This is a genomic window from Streptomyces sp. CA-142005, from assembly GCF_050942335.1.
GTDB lineage: Bacteria > Actinomycetota > Actinomycetes > Streptomycetales > Streptomycetaceae > Streptomyces.
On sequence record NZ_CP192078.1, the window covers coordinates 4,945,956 to 4,959,614 of the forward strand.

Annotated in this window: 7 protein-coding genes and 3 rRNA genes; 4 read left to right on the forward strand and 6 right to left on the reverse strand. The window is 65.7% G+C overall.

The features are described from left to right. The first annotated feature begins 6 nt into the window (after positions 1-6). Together ACQPXS_RS23260 and ACQPXS_RS23265 are read left to right on the forward strand one after the other, a co-directional pair. Positions 7-1,419: an ATP-binding protein gene (locus ACQPXS_RS23260; RefSeq protein WP_351805126.1), complete on the forward strand. Its 1,413-nt coding sequence runs from the start codon at positions 7-9 to the stop codon at positions 1,417-1,419. Positions 1,420-1,442: 23 nt separating this feature from the next. Continuing rightward, entirely contained in the window at positions 1,443-2,945 is a 1,503-nt protein-coding gene (locus ACQPXS_RS23265) for a type IV secretory system conjugative DNA transfer family protein (RefSeq protein WP_433451211.1), read from the forward strand. Between the two features lie 51 nt (positions 2,946-2,996). Here ACQPXS_RS23265 and ACQPXS_RS23270 read toward each other — a convergent pair whose 3' ends face one another. After that, positions 2,997-3,563: a GNAT family N-acetyltransferase gene (locus ACQPXS_RS23270; RefSeq protein WP_433451212.1), complete on the reverse strand. Its 567-nt coding sequence runs from the start codon at positions 3,561-3,563 to the stop codon at positions 2,997-2,999. 53 nt (positions 3,564-3,616) lie between these two features. Between ACQPXS_RS23270 and ACQPXS_RS23275 the strand changes: the two genes are divergently transcribed. Continuing rightward, on the forward strand, positions 3,617-4,168 hold the full coding sequence (locus ACQPXS_RS23275) for a cysteine hydrolase family protein (protein WP_433451213.1): 552 nt from the start codon (positions 3,617-3,619) through the stop codon (positions 4,166-4,168). A gap of 57 nt (positions 4,169-4,225) precedes the next feature. Here ACQPXS_RS23275 and rrf read toward each other — a convergent pair. The 4 genes from rrf to ACQPXS_RS23295 form a co-directional block, all read right to left on the reverse strand. Further along, positions 4,226-4,342: ribosomal RNA gene (rrf, locus tag ACQPXS_RS23280) — 5S ribosomal RNA — on the reverse strand. 86 nt (positions 4,343-4,428) lie between these two features. Next, positions 4,429-7,544, reverse strand: a 23S ribosomal RNA gene (locus ACQPXS_RS23285). Positions 7,545-7,847: 303 nt separating this feature from the next. Then, positions 7,848-9,373: ribosomal RNA gene (locus tag ACQPXS_RS23290) — 16S ribosomal RNA — on the reverse strand. Together the 16S, 23S and 5S rRNA genes form the textbook arrangement of a ribosomal RNA operon. Before the next feature lie 636 nt (positions 9,374-10,009). Continuing rightward, positions 10,010-10,561: a MarR family winged helix-turn-helix transcriptional regulator gene (locus ACQPXS_RS23295; protein WP_067115199.1), complete on the reverse strand. Its 552-nt coding sequence runs from the start codon at positions 10,559-10,561 to the stop codon at positions 10,010-10,012. Between the two features lie 110 nt (positions 10,562-10,671). Here ACQPXS_RS23295 and ACQPXS_RS23300 point away from each other — a divergent pair, with 110 nt between their 5' ends. After that, on the forward strand, positions 10,672-11,961 hold the full coding sequence (locus tag ACQPXS_RS23300; RefSeq protein ID WP_433451214.1) for an MDR family MFS transporter: 1,290 nt from the start codon (positions 10,672-10,674) through the stop codon (positions 11,959-11,961). A 30-nt stretch (positions 11,962-11,991) separates the two neighbouring features. Here ACQPXS_RS23300 and ACQPXS_RS23305 read toward each other — a convergent pair whose 3' ends face one another. Beyond that, entirely contained in the window at positions 11,992-13,638 is a 1,647-nt protein-coding gene (locus ACQPXS_RS23305) for an ATP-binding SpoIIE family protein phosphatase (protein ID WP_433451215.1), read from the reverse strand. Between the last annotated feature and the right edge of the window lie 21 nt (positions 13,639-13,659).

The window sequence follows — 13,659 nt, forward strand, 5'->3', positions numbered from 1 at the left end:
TCACCGATGCGGGATCCGCTGTCCGTCCTCACCGACGCCTTCACCTCCTTCCTCTTCGGGAAGGTCGAGACGACCCGGCTGCCGGTGCGCACCTCCACGGGCCAGGCCCAGGCGGTCTATCTGCCCACGGCCGCGCCCGGCCTCGGCGACTCGGGCGTCATCATCGGCCGCGAGGTGTACTCCGGAAAGGGCTACATCTACGACCCCTTCCAGCTCTACGGCCAGCAGCTCCCGGCGCCGCACTGGCTGGTCCTCGGCGAGTCCGGCAACGGCAAGTCGGCCCTGGAGAAGACGTACGTCCTGCGCCAGCTGCGCTTCAAGGACCGCCAGGTCGTCGTCCTGGACGCCCAGGGCGAGGACGGGGTGGGCGAGTGGAACCTCATCGCGGAGGAGCTGGGGATAACCCCCATCCGGCTGGACCCCACGGCGGCGCTGGACCACGGGATCCGGCTCAACCCGCTCGACCCCGCGATCACCACCACCGGCCAGCTCGCGCTGCTCCGGACGATCATCGAGGTCGCGATGGGCCACGGCCTGGACGAGCGCTCCGGCTTCGCCCTCAAGGTCGCCCACTCCTTCGTCAACGAGACGATCGTCGACCGCCAGCCGGTCCTCACCGACATCGTCGAGCAGCTACGGCACCCCGAGCCGGAGTCGGCCGAGGCGATGAACGTCGCCATAGACGACGTACGGGCCTGGGGCCTGGACGTGGCCCTGGTGCTGGACCGGCTGGTCGACGGTGACCTGCGCGGCATGTTCGACGGCCCGACGACCGTGGGGATCGACCTGGACGCCCCGCTGATCGTCTTCGACCTCTCCCACATCGACCGCAACTCCATCGCCATGCCCATCCTCATGGCGATCGTCGGCGTGTGGCTGGAGCACACCTGGATCCGCCCCGACCGCAAGAAGCGCATCTTCCTGGTCGAGGAGGCCTGGCACATCATCAACAGCCCGTTCGTGGCCCAGCTGTTCCAGCGCCTGCTGAAGTTCGGCCGCCGGCTGGGCCTGTCGTTCGTGGCGGTGGTGCACCACCTGTCCGACGTCGTGGACGGAGCCGCGGCCAAGGAGGCGGCGGCGATCCTGAAGATGGCCTCCACCAGGACCATCTACGCCCAGAAGGCCGACGAGGCCCGGGCCACCGGCCGGGTGCTGGGTTTGCCGAGGTGGGCCGTGGAAATCATCCCGACACTGACGCCCGGCATCGCCGTATGGGACGTCAACGGCAATGTCCAGGTGGTCAAACACCTGGTCACGGAGACGGAACGCCCGCTGGTCTTCACCGACCGCGCGATGACCGAGTCCTCCAGCGACCTCACGGCCGACGACGCGCTGCGCGCCGCCGAACTGGAGGCCGAGCAGCGGGCGGCGGCCTTCGTGGAACACCATCTGGGCGACTCCGAGTCGACGGTGGCGTAGGGGCAGAGGCAGGGGAGGAACGGGTGAGACCGGACGCTCGCGACCGCCGCGACGATCGCCGGGAGGGCCAGGGCGGCATCCCCGACGGCCTGCTGATCGGCATACTCGCGTTCCTCCTCGGCATGACCGTGCTGGTGTGGACGGCCACCGGCCTCGCCGCCCTCTTCGCCAAGGGCGCCTGGCCGCACGCCGTCACCTTCACCCGCACCCCCCTCGCCATGCGCCACCTCATCGGCGAACCCCACGACATCACCGGCGCCTGGCCCGACACCCCCGCCTCCGAGCTGTCCGGCTGGGGCCTGTTCTGGGGCCTGTTCATCGGCCAGCTGATGGTCTTGTTCGTCGTCACCGTGTTCGTGATGGGTGTGGTGGCGAGGTGGCGGGCGGGCAGAGCGCGGGCGCGGGCCCAGAGAGAGGTGCCGGCGGAGCCGGAGCAGCGGCACGAGGTCCCGGTCCCGCGCAGCACCGGGCCGAGGCCGGAGCCGACGCCGGAGCCGATGCCCGCGCCGGTGCCCGCCCCGGCGGTGCCCGTGCGGGAGACGCCCCCTCCGACCGTCGCCCCTGTCGCTCAGCTCCAGGTCGACGGCGAGCGGGCGCGCGAGTGGGAGAAGGTCGTCGTCGCGCCCAGGGAAGGCCGCCAGACGGCCGCGGCCCAGGCCATCCAGGACGCGCCGGGCCCCGCACTCGTCGTCACCTCGAACCCCGCCCTGTGGGCGGAGACGAAGGACGCCAGAGCCAAACTGGGCCCCACCCTCCTCTACGACCCCACCCACCTGTGCGACACCCCGGCCCGCCTCCACTGGTCCCCCACAGCCGGCTGCGAGGACAAACAGACCGCGCTGAACAGGGCCACCGCCCTGCTCGCCCCCGTCCAGCCCACGGCCAAGATCGACCAGGCGGTCGCCGACACGGCACTGACCCTGCTCCGGAGCTACCTCCACGCCGCCGCGCTGGAGAACCGCACCATCCGCCACGTCCACCGCTGGTCCCAGGGCACCCAGGTCCAGGACGCCGTACGCACCCTCCGCACCCACGCCAAGGCCGCCCCCGGCGCCGCCGGCGAGCTGGAGGCCGCGCTCACCGCGCACCCCGAACGCCGCGACATCGCCCAGGAGCTGACCAGCCGAGCCCTCTCGGCCCTGTTCACCGTGAACATCCGCGAGGCCTGCACCCCGAACCGAACAGATGCCCTGTCACTGGATTCCTTCGTCCACGAGGGGGGCACGCTTTATGTGGTCGGTGAATCCATCGAGGACCCCAGGAGCAACCCGGGCGCAATGCCCCTCCTGACGGCCCTCGCCTCCAGCGTGGTCGAGCGCGGCCGGCGCATGGCCGAACGGTCATCCTCCGGTCGGCTCGACCCACCACTCGCCCTCGTCCTGGACGACGTCGCGGCCACGGCCCCCATCCCCCAGCTCCCCGAGCTGCTCGCCACCGGCCCCGACCAGGGCCTGCCCGCCTTCGCCCTGCTCCGCTCCCGTGAGCAGGCCCGCTCCCGCTGGCCGCACCGGGAACTACCGGTCTGAGACAGCCGACCCGAGACAGCCGACCCGAGACAGCCGATCCGAGACGGCCGCCTAGGACGGCCACTCCAGAACGAACTCCACCTCGTTCTGCGCCTCGTCCCTGACGTGCGGCACGACCACACCGCTGGGCGCGAACCCGACCTTGCGATACGCCCCCTGGGCACGGGCGTTCTCCTCGTGCACCAGCAGGCGCACCCGCTCCGCACCCCGTTCCCGCGCCCATGCCACACCGGCGTCGAACAGGGCCTTGATCAGCCCGTTCCCGCGGTGCTCGGGCCGGATGAACACCCCGACCACATGCCCCTGTCGACGCTCGACGGCATGCCCGGCCCAGTCCGTCATCCCGGCTTCCTCGATGAGCACGGTCACCGAGCCGGCCCAGGTACCGTCGGGCACCTCGGCGATGAACTGCCGCGCCACGCTCTGCTCCTCGGCCGACCGCTCGGCCCGCTCCTGGTAGAAGGAGTCGGGCTTGGCGGCGCCCTCCTCGTACGTCTCCAGGAAGGCGAGGTGCGCGACCGGGTCCCGCAGCGCGTCCAGCCGCAGCTCCTTCACCCGGGGCCAGTCGTCCGGTCGTATCGCGCGGATGACGTAGTCACCGCTGGTCGAGGTGCTCATGAGGGCCACCGTAGTGCCGCCCGTTGTCAGCGGCATCCCATATTGTGAAAGCCATGACAACACTGCCCGAACGACCGAACACCGCCCTTCTGGTCATCGATGTGCAGAACGGCGTGATGGCGCCGAGCTCGCCCGGCCGCGAGGACGTCATCGCGAACATCGGCACTCTCATCGACAGGGCACGCGCGGCGGACGTGCCGGTGATCTGGGTGCAGCACCAGGACGAGGAACTGGTGCCGGGCACCGAGAGCTGGGAGTACGTCCCGCAGCTGAAGCGACTCGATTCCGAGCCCCTGGTCGCCAAGAGCTACGGGGACTCCTTCGAGGACACCGTCCTGGAGTCCGTCCTCGCGGAGCGCGCAGTGGGCCGCCTCTTCGTCACGGGCGCCCAGACGGACTTCTGCATCCGCTCCACCCTGCACGGCGCCCTCGTGCGGGGCTACGACGCCACGCTGGTCGCCGACGCGCACACGACGGAGGACCTCACCGAGTACGGCGCGCCGGCCCCGGAACAGGTCATCGCCCACACCAACTTGTACTGGAGCGGCCAGCATGCACCCGGCCGCCGAGGCGGAATCATCAAGACGGCCGAAGTGGCCTTCTAAAAGGCGTTGAAATGCAGAAAGGCCCACACCATCCGGTGTGGGCCTTTCCCAAGAATTGTTCGGCGGCGTCCTACTCTCCCACAGGGTCCCCCCTGCAGTACCATCGGCGCTGTGAGGCTTAGCTTCCGGGTTCGGAATGTAACCGGGCGTTTCCCTCACGCTATGACCACCGAAACACTATGAAACTGTGAACGCCGCACCACCCTCACCGGGCGGGGCTGTTCGTGGTTTCAGAACCAACACAGTGGACGCGAGCAACTGAGGACAAGCCCTCGGCCTATTAGTACCGGTCACCTCCACCAGTTACCTGGCTTCCAGATCCGGCCTATCAACCCAGTCGTCTACTGGGAGCCTTACCCCATCAAGTGGGTGGGAGTCCTCATCTCGAAGCAGGCTTCCCGCTTAGATGCTTTCAGCGGTTATCCCTCCCGAACGTAGCCAACCAGCCATGCCCTTGGCAGAACAACTGGCACACCAGAGGTTCGTCCGTCCCGGTCCTCTCGTACTAGGGACAGCCCTTCTCAAGACTCCTACGCGCACAGCGGATAGGGACCGAACTGTCTCACGACGTTCTAAACCCAGCTCGCGTACCGCTTTAATGGGCGAACAGCCCAACCCTTGGGACCGACTCCAGCCCCAGGATGCGACGAGCCGACATCGAGGTGCCAAACCATCCCGTCGATATGGACTCTTGGGGAAGATCAGCCTGTTATCCCCGGGGTACCTTTTATCCGTTGAGCGACGGCGCTTCCACAAGCCACCGCCGGATCACTAGTCCCGACTTTCGTCCCTGCTCGACCCGTCGGTCTCACAGTCAAGCTCCCTTGTGCACTTACACTCAACACCTGATTGCCAACCAGGCTGAGGGAACCTTTGGGCGCCTCCGTTACCCTTTAGGAGGCAACCGCCCCAGTTAAACTACCCATCAGACACTGTCCCTGATCCGGATCACGGACCCAGGTTAGACATCCAGCACGACCAGACTGGTATTTCAACGACGACTCCACACACACTGGCGTGCGTGCTTCACAGTCTCCCAGCTATCCTACACAAGCCGAACCGAACACCAATATCAAACTGTAGTAAAGGTCCCGGGGTCTTTCCGTCCTGCTGCGCGAAACGAGCATCTTTACTCGTAGTGCAATTTCACCGGGCCTATGGTTGAGACAGTCGAGAAGTCGTTACGCCATTCGTGCAGGTCGGAACTTACCCGACAAGGAATTTCGCTACCTTAGGATGGTTATAGTTACCACCGCCGTTTACTGGCGCTTAAGTTCTCAGCTTCGCCCCACCGAAATGGAGCTAACCGGTCCCCTTAACGTTCCAGCACCGGGCAGGCGTCAGTCCGTATACATCGCCTTACGGCTTCGCACGGACCTGTGTTTTTAGTAAACAGTCGCTTCTCGCTGGTCTCTGCGGCCACCCCCAGCTCAGAGCGCGAAGCTCATCACCAGGACTGGCCCCCCTTCTCCCGAAGTTACGGGGGCATTTTGCCGAGTTCCTTAACCATAGTTCACCCGAACGCCTCGGTATTCTCTACCTGACCACCTGAGTCGGTTTAGGGTACGGGCCGCCATGAAACTCGCTAGAGGCTTTTCTCGACAGCATAGGATCATCCACTTCACCACAATCGGCTCGGCATCAGGTCTCAGACTTAATGCAGGGCGGATTTGCCTACCCTGCGTCCTACACCCTTACCCCGGGACAACCACCGCCCGGGATGGACTACCTTCCTGCGTCACCCCATCACTCACCTACTACCAGCTTGGTCCGGCGGCTCCACCACTCCCCTTTGCCCGAAGGCTCCGGGGCGGCTTCACGGCCTTAGCATCACTGGATTCGATGTTTGACGCTTCACAGCGGGTACCGGAATATCAACCGGTTATCCATCGACTACGCCTGTCGGCCTCGCCTTAGGTCCCGACTTACCCTGGGCAGATCAGCTTGACCCAGGAACCCTTAGTCAATCGGCGCACACGTTTCTCACGTGTGAATCGCTACTCATGCCTGCATTCTCACTCGTCAACCGTCCACGACTACCTTCCAGTGCCGCTTCACCCGGCAGACGACGCTCCCCTACCCATCACAGCACCCGTTGGGGCTATACGCTGCAATGACACGACTTCGGCGGTACGCTTGAGCCCCGCTACATTGTCGGCGCGGAATCACTAGACCAGTGAGCTATTACGCACTCTTTCAAGGGTGGCTGCTTCTAAGCCAACCTCCTGGTTGTCTGTGCGACTCCACATCCTTTCCCACTTAGCGTACGCTTAGGGGCCTTAGTCGATGCTCTGGGCTGTTTCCCTCTCGACCATGGAGCTTATCCCCCACAGTCTCACTGCCGCGCTCTCACTTACCGGCATTCGGAGTTTGGCTAAGGTCAGTAACCCGGTAGGGCCCATCGCCTATCCAGTGCTCTACCTCCGGCAAGAAACACACGACGCTGCACCTAAATGCATTTCGGGGAGAACCAGCTATCACGGAGTTTGATTGGCCTTTCACCCCTAACCACAGGTCATCCCCCAGGTTTTCAACCCTGGTGGGTTCGGTCCTCCACGAAGTCTTACCTCCGCTTCAACCTGCCCATGGCTAGATCACTCCGCTTCGGGTCTTGAGCGTGCTACTGAAGCGCCCTATTCGGACTCGCTTTCGCTACGGCTTCCCCACCCGGGTTAACCTCGCAACACACCGCAAACTCGCAGGCTCATTCTTCAAAAGGCACGCAGTCACGAGGATCCGAAGATCCCGACGCTCCCACGGCTTGTAGGCACACGGTTTCAGGTACTATTTCACTCCCCTCCCGGGGTACTTTTCACCATTCCCTCACGGTACTATCCGCTATCGGTCACCAGGGAATATTTAGGCTTAGCGGGTGGTCCCGCCAGATTCACACGGGATTTCTCGGGCCCCGTGCTACTTGGGTGTCTCTCCAACGAGCCGCTGACGTTTCGACTACGGGGGTCTTACCCTCTACGCCGGACCTTTCGCATGTCCTTCGCCTACATCAACGGTTTCTGACTCGTCCCACGGCCGGCAGACCGTGGAAGAGAGATCCCACAACCCCGCATGCGCAACCCCTGCCGGGTCTCACACGCATACGGTTTGGCCTCATCCGGTTTCGCTCGCCACTACTCCCGGAATCACGGTTGTTTTCTCTTCCTGCGGGTACTGAGATGTTTCACTTCCCCGCGTTCCCTCCACACTGCCTATGTGTTCAGCAGTGGGTGACAGCCCATGACGACTGCCGGGTTTCCCCATTCGGAAACCCCCGGATCAAAGCCTGGTTGACGACTCCCCGGGGACTATCGCGGCCTCCCACGTCCTTCATCGGTTCCTGGTGCCAAGGCATCCACCGTGCGCCCTTAAAAACTTGGCCACAGATGCTCGCGTCCACTGTGCAGTTCTCAAACAACGACCAGCCACCCGTCACAGCCCGCCGAAGCAGACTTTCACCGGGGCCGGCATCTCAGAGGGAGTTCATTCCCTCAGACACCCAACAGCGTGCCCGACACGATCAGCCGACCAGATCAGCGTTCCACGCCCCGAGGGGCAGTACTAGCGCCTGGTCCATCCTGGACCGTGCCGAATAATCAACGTTCCACCCATGAGCAACCAGCATCGGACGTTCGCCGATGTACTGGCCTCTGACCGAGCGAACCCGGTAAGAAGTGCTCCTTAGAAAGGAGGTGATCCAGCCGCACCTTCCGGTACGGCTACCTTGTTACGACTTCGTCCCAATCGCTAGTCCCACCTTCGACAGCTCCCTCCCACAAGGGGTTGGGCCACCGGCTTCGGGTGTTACCAACTTTCGTGACGTGACGGGCGGTGTGTACAAGGCCCGGGAACGTATTCACCGCAGCAATGCTGATCTGCGATTACTAGCGACTCCGACTTCATGGGGTCGAGTTGCAGACCCCAATCCGAACTGAGACCGGCTTTTTGAGATTCGCTCCACCTCACGGTATCGCAGCTCTTTGTACCGGCCATTGTAGCACGTGTGCAGCCCAAGACATAAGGGGCATGATGACTTGACGTCGTCCCCACCTTCCTCCGAGTTGACCCCGGCGGTCTCCTGTGAGTCCCCATCACCCCGAAGGGCATGCTGGCAACACAGAACAAGGGTTGCGCTCGTTGCGGGACTTAACCCAACATCTCACGACACGAGCTGACGACAGCCATGCACCACCTGTACACCGACCACAAGGGGGCGCCTGTCTCCAGACGTTTCCGGTGTATGTCAAGCCTTGGTAAGGTTCTTCGCGTTGCGTCGAATTAAGCCACATGCTCCGCCGCTTGTGCGGGCCCCCGTCAATTCCTTTGAGTTTTAGCCTTGCGGCCGTACTCCCCAGGCGGGGAACTTAATGCGTTAGCTGCGGCACCGACGACGTGGAATGTCGCCAACACCTAGTTCCCACCGTTTACGGCGTGGACTACCAGGGTATCTAATCCTGTTCGCTCCCCACGCTTTCGCTCCTCAGCGTCAGTAATGGCCCAGAGATCCGCCTTCGCCACCGGTGTTCCTCCTGATATCTGCGCATTTCACCGCTACACCAGGAATTCCGATCTCCCCTACCACACTCTAGCTAGCCCGTATCGACTGCAGACCCGAGGTTAAGCCTCGGGCTTTCACAATCGACGTGACAAGCCGCCTACGAGCTCTTTACGCCCAATAATTCCGGACAACGCTTGCGCCCTACGTATTACCGCGGCTGCTGGCACGTAGTTAGCCGGCGCTTCTTCTGCAGGTACCGTCACTTGCGCTTCTTCCCTGCTGAAAGAGGTTTACAACCCGAAGGCCGTCATCCCTCACGCGGCGTCGCTGCATCAGGCTTTCGCCCATTGTGCAATATTCCCCACTGCTGCCTCCCGTAGGAGTCTGGGCCGTGTCTCAGTCCCAGTGTGGCCGGTCGCCCTCTCAGGCCGGCTACCCGTCGTCGCCTTGGTGAGCCATTACCTCACCAACAAGCTGATAGGCCGCGGGCTCATCCTTCACCGCCGGAGCTTTCCAAGTTCACAGATGCCTGCGAACCTCGTATCCGGTATTAGACCCCGTTTCCAGGGCTTGTCCCAGAGTGAAGGGCAGATTGCCCACGTGTTACTCACCCGTTCGCCACTAATCCACCCCGAAGGGCTTCATCGTTCGACTTGCATGTGTTAAGCACGCCGCCAGCGTTCGTCCTGAGCCAGGATCAAACTCTCCGTGAATGTTTTCCCGTAATCGGGATGAACACCACGAGAGCGGTGCGAGAGGAGGAATAGTCCCCTCGCACACAGCGTCCTCGCTGTGTTATTTCAAAGGAACCTCGACCATCGGATTGTTCCGACGGACGGGGTATCAACATATCTGGCGTTGATTTTTGGCACGCTGTTGAGTTCTCAAGGAACGGTCGCTTCCTTTGTACTCACCCTCTCGGGCTTTCCTCCGGGCTTCCCTTCGGTGTTTCCGACTCTATCAGATCTTTTCGATCCGATTTCCTCGGTGCTTTCCAGGTTCTCGCTTTCGCGTTTCCCTTTCCGGCGGTTCCGACTCTATCAGATCCTTTCGGCGTCTGACTCCCAGTCAGGGGGGCTTGTCTTCCTGGCCGTTGGGCCGTTCCGACGTCTCAAACCTTAGCGGATCCGCTCGGCGATTCCCAATCGGGCCGCCGGGCTTCCATTCGAATTGAATTCGGGCACGCTGAATACAACCCGTCCGGGAGATCGTGCTGCTGGTGTGAGGTGCCGCTCGAAGCGGCCGAGGTGCTACCGAGGAACCGTTACGGCTCCGTGGCAACCCGAAGAACTTTACGGATCGGCCAGGGGCGTGTCAACACCCCCCTGTCAAGATTTTTTACGGTGACCTCAGTCGAGGTCGCTGAGCCGACCGCCGGCGTCCGGCTGGGCGTGCTCCACCCTGCGCAGGAGCCTGGTCAGGACCTCACCGAGCACCCCGCGCTCCGCCGGCGTGAGGTCCTGGAGCAGGTCCTCCTCGAAAACGGTGGCCAGGCGCATGGCCTCCAGCCACTTCTCGCGGCCCTCGGGGGTCAGCTCGACGATCACCCGGACTCGGTTTGACTCGTCGCGCTCCCTGGTGACGAGTCCCTCGGTGACCATGCGGTCGATCCGGTGGGTCATCGCGGCCGGCGTGAGACCGAGCCGCTTGGCGAGGTCACTGGGGCCCATGCGGTAGGGGGCGCCGGAGAGGACCAGCGCCTTGAGCACCTCCCACTCGGCGTTGCTGATGCCGAGGGCGGAGGTCTGGCGGCCGTAGGCGACGTTCATACGGCGGTTGAGGCGGGACAGCGCCGACACGATCTTCTCGACCTGGGGGTCCAGGTCCTGGAACTCGCGCTGGTAGGCGGCGATCTGCTCTTCGAGCGTCGGCTCGGTGACGTCGGGGGCGGTGTCGGCCATGGCCGCAGTATCGCACGCACGTGCTTTGCATTGAAGTCCTTCCATGTGTAATCTTTAGCTTCGAACTTTAGCTTTGAAGTCTTCAGGCCTAACTAGTGAGAGAGGTGAACGTGACCAGGGCGATGGGCGCAGCGATGCGCCGGATCCACGTGGGCAACGCACTCAGCGCGTTCGGGCTCGGCTTCACCGTCCCCTACCTGTACGTCTACGTGGCGCAGGTGCGGGGCCTGGGAGCCATGACGGCGGGAGTCGTGCTCGCCGTCTTCGCCGTGGCCGCGCTGATCGTGCTGCCGTTCGCCGGCCGGGCGATCGTGCGGCGTGGCCCGCTGCCGGTTCTGATCGCCGCCCTGGTCACCGCCGCGCTCGGCGCGCTGAGCCTGGGGCTCGCGGGCAACGCCACCGCAGTACTGCTGTCGTCGGCGGCGCTCGGTGCCGGGCAGGCCGTGATGCAGCCGGCGCTGGCGACCATGATCGTGGACTGCTCCACGGCCGACACCCGGTCGCGGGCGTTCGCGATGCAGTTCTTCCTGCAGAATCTGGGGCTCGGTATAGGCGGTCTCATCGGCGGTCATCTCGTCGACACCACGCGCGTGTCGTCGTTCACGCTGCTGTTCACGATCGAGGCGGCGATGTTCCTGCTGCTGGTCGGCGTGATGGCGACCGTGCGGATGCCGCACTCGCCGCGGATCGAGGACGCGCCCGCGCGGTCGGCCAAGGGCAGCTGGAAGCAGCTGCTCCAGAACCGGGCCATGGTGCAGCTGTGCGTGCTGGGTTTCGTGCTGTTCTTCGCCTGCTACGGCCAGTTCGAGTCCGGGCTGAGCGCGTACGGCGTCGAGGCCGCCGGGATATCCACTTCCGCGCTGGGGACGGCCCTGGCCGCGAACACGCTGATGATCGTGGTCGCGCAGTTCGCCGTGCTGAAGTTCGTGGAGCGCCGTCGGCGGTCCCGGGTCATCGCCGGTGTCGGCCTGATCTGGTCCGTGGCCTGGCTGGCCGCCGGGTACGCGGGGCTGGGGCACGGCAGCCGGGAGATGGCCACCGCGGCCTTCGTCTCGACCTACGCGCTGTTCGGGCTGGGTGAGGCGATGCTGTCGCCGACGGTCGCGCCGCTGGTCGCCGACCTGGCTCCCGAGGGGATGGCCGGGCAGTACAACTCTGCGTTCGCGCTGGTCAAGCAGTTGGCGCTGGCTGTGGGTCCGGCGGTGGGCGGTCCGCTGGGTGCCTCGCTGCCCGCGCCGTACGTCGTGACCTTCCTGCTGTTCTCGCTGGGGATCACGGTGCTTGCGCTGCGGCTGGGGCGGCGGCTCACCCCCGTCCAGGACCGGCCGTGGCCGGCGCGCGGGAGCCTGGTGGTCGCCCGGGGCGGCGCACCCGCGGAGCCGGTGGCCGCGGAGGCGTAAGGCACCCGGTGCCCCACGGTGTCCAGCTCTCTAGCTCTTCGGCAACACGAACTCGCACCACACCGCCTTGCCGCCGCCGGGCGTTCTGCGGCAGCCCCAGTTGGACGCGATCGTCGCCACGATGGCGATGCCCCGGCCGGACTCGTCCCCCGGTTCCGCTCGCCGGCGTCGGGGAAGGTGATCGTCCCCGTCCGTCACCTCGATGATCAGGCGGCGGTCGGTACGGCGGAGCCGGAGGCGCATGGGGGGCGTGCCGTGCTGGAGGGAGTTGGCGACGAGCTCGCTCGCGGCGAGCACGCCGAGATCGTGCAGCTCGGCCGGGAAGCGCCAGCTCGTCAGCACGCCGGAGGCGAACGCACGCGCGCGGGGGGCCGCCTCCACGCCGCCGAGGAGTTCCAGGGCCGCGTTGCGGAAGAGGTCGCCGTCGGGGCCCGTACGGGCTGGGTGCTGGAGGACGAGGACGGCGACGTCGTCGTCGTGGTCGGCGGTGACGCCGGCCGAGCGGACCAGGCGGTCGCAGACGACCTGTGGGGTGCCGGTCGCGCCGGCGAGGGCGCCTTCGAGGGCCGCGATGCCCTCGTCCAGGTCCTCGTCGCGGCGTTCGACCAGGCCGTCGGTGTAGAGCACGGCCGTGGAGCCCGGGCCGAGGGCGATGGAGCCGGAGGAGTGGATCCAGCCGCCGGTGCCGAGCGGCGGGCCGGTGGGCTCGTCGGCGCGGGAGACGGTGCCGTTCTCGTCGCGGACCAGGATCGGCAGGTGCCCGGCGGAGGCGTACACCAGCCGGCCCTCGTTGGGGTCGTGGACGGCGTAGACGCAGGTGGCGATCTGGTTTGCGTCGATCTCGGTGGCCAGGCCGTCCAGCAACTGGAGCACCTCGTGCGGCGGCAGGTCGAGGCGGGCGTAGGCGCGGACGGCCGTACGCAACTGGCCCATGACAGCCGCCGCCCGCACACCCCGGCCCATGACGTCGCCGATCACCAGGGCCGTGCGGCCGCCGCCCAGGGTGATCACGTCGTACCAGTCGCCGCCGACCGCTGCCTCGGTGCCGCCGGGCTGGTAGGTGGCGGCGATGCGCAGGTCGTCGGGTTGTTCCAGCTCCTGCGGCAACAGCGAGCGCTGGAGGGTCACCGCCGTCTCGCGCTGGCGGCGCTCGCTGGCGCGCAGCCGTTCGGCGGCCTCGGCGTGGTCGGTGACGTCGGTGGCGAAGACGAGCACGCCGCCGTCGCGGTCGCCGCCCTCGTCGACGGGGGTGCAGGTGAAGGTGTACGAGCGGCCGTCCACGGCCTTGCGGGACTTCAGGGTGCGGGGCTTGCCGCTGCGCAGCACCTGGTCGAGGAGCGGCAGCAGGCCCAGTTCGGCGAGTTCGGGCAGTGCCTCGCGGGCGGGGGTGCCCAGGGGCCGTACGCCGAAGGCCGCCGCGTAGGCGTCGTTGACGTACGCGATGCGGTGGTCGGGGCCGTGCACCAGGGCGACCAGGGCCGGGACGTGGTCGAGGACGTCGCGCGCGGGCAGTTCGTCGACGGCGGGCACCAGGGGTGTGCCGTCGGCGGGCTGTCCGGCGCGGGCCGCGGGGACGGAGCCTTCCCCCCGCCGGTCCGGGGAGACCGGGGTCTCGGTCCGCGCGGCGGCGCGGCGCTGCGTTCCGGGGAGCCGGGCGCTCCAGCGCGTGAAGTTCACTTGGGAAGAAGCCTCGTGGGT

What these genes read in the sequence shown, in the direction of transcription:
- ACQPXS_RS23260 (WP_351805126.1), top strand. Translation starts at nt 7, where the DNA reads ATGCGGGATCCGCTGTCCGTCCTCACCGACGCCTTCACCTCCTTCCTC.
- ACQPXS_RS23270 (WP_433451212.1), bottom strand. Translation starts at nt 3,563, where the DNA reads ATGAGCACCTCGACCAGCGGTGACTACGTCATCCGCGCGATACGACCG.
- ACQPXS_RS23275 (WP_433451213.1), top strand. Translation starts at nt 3,617, where the DNA reads ATGACAACACTGCCCGAACGACCGAACACCGCCCTTCTGGTCATCGAT.
- ACQPXS_RS23295 (WP_067115199.1), bottom strand. Translation starts at nt 10,561, where the DNA reads ATGGCCGACACCGCCCCCGACGTCACCGAGCCGACGCTCGAAGAGCAG.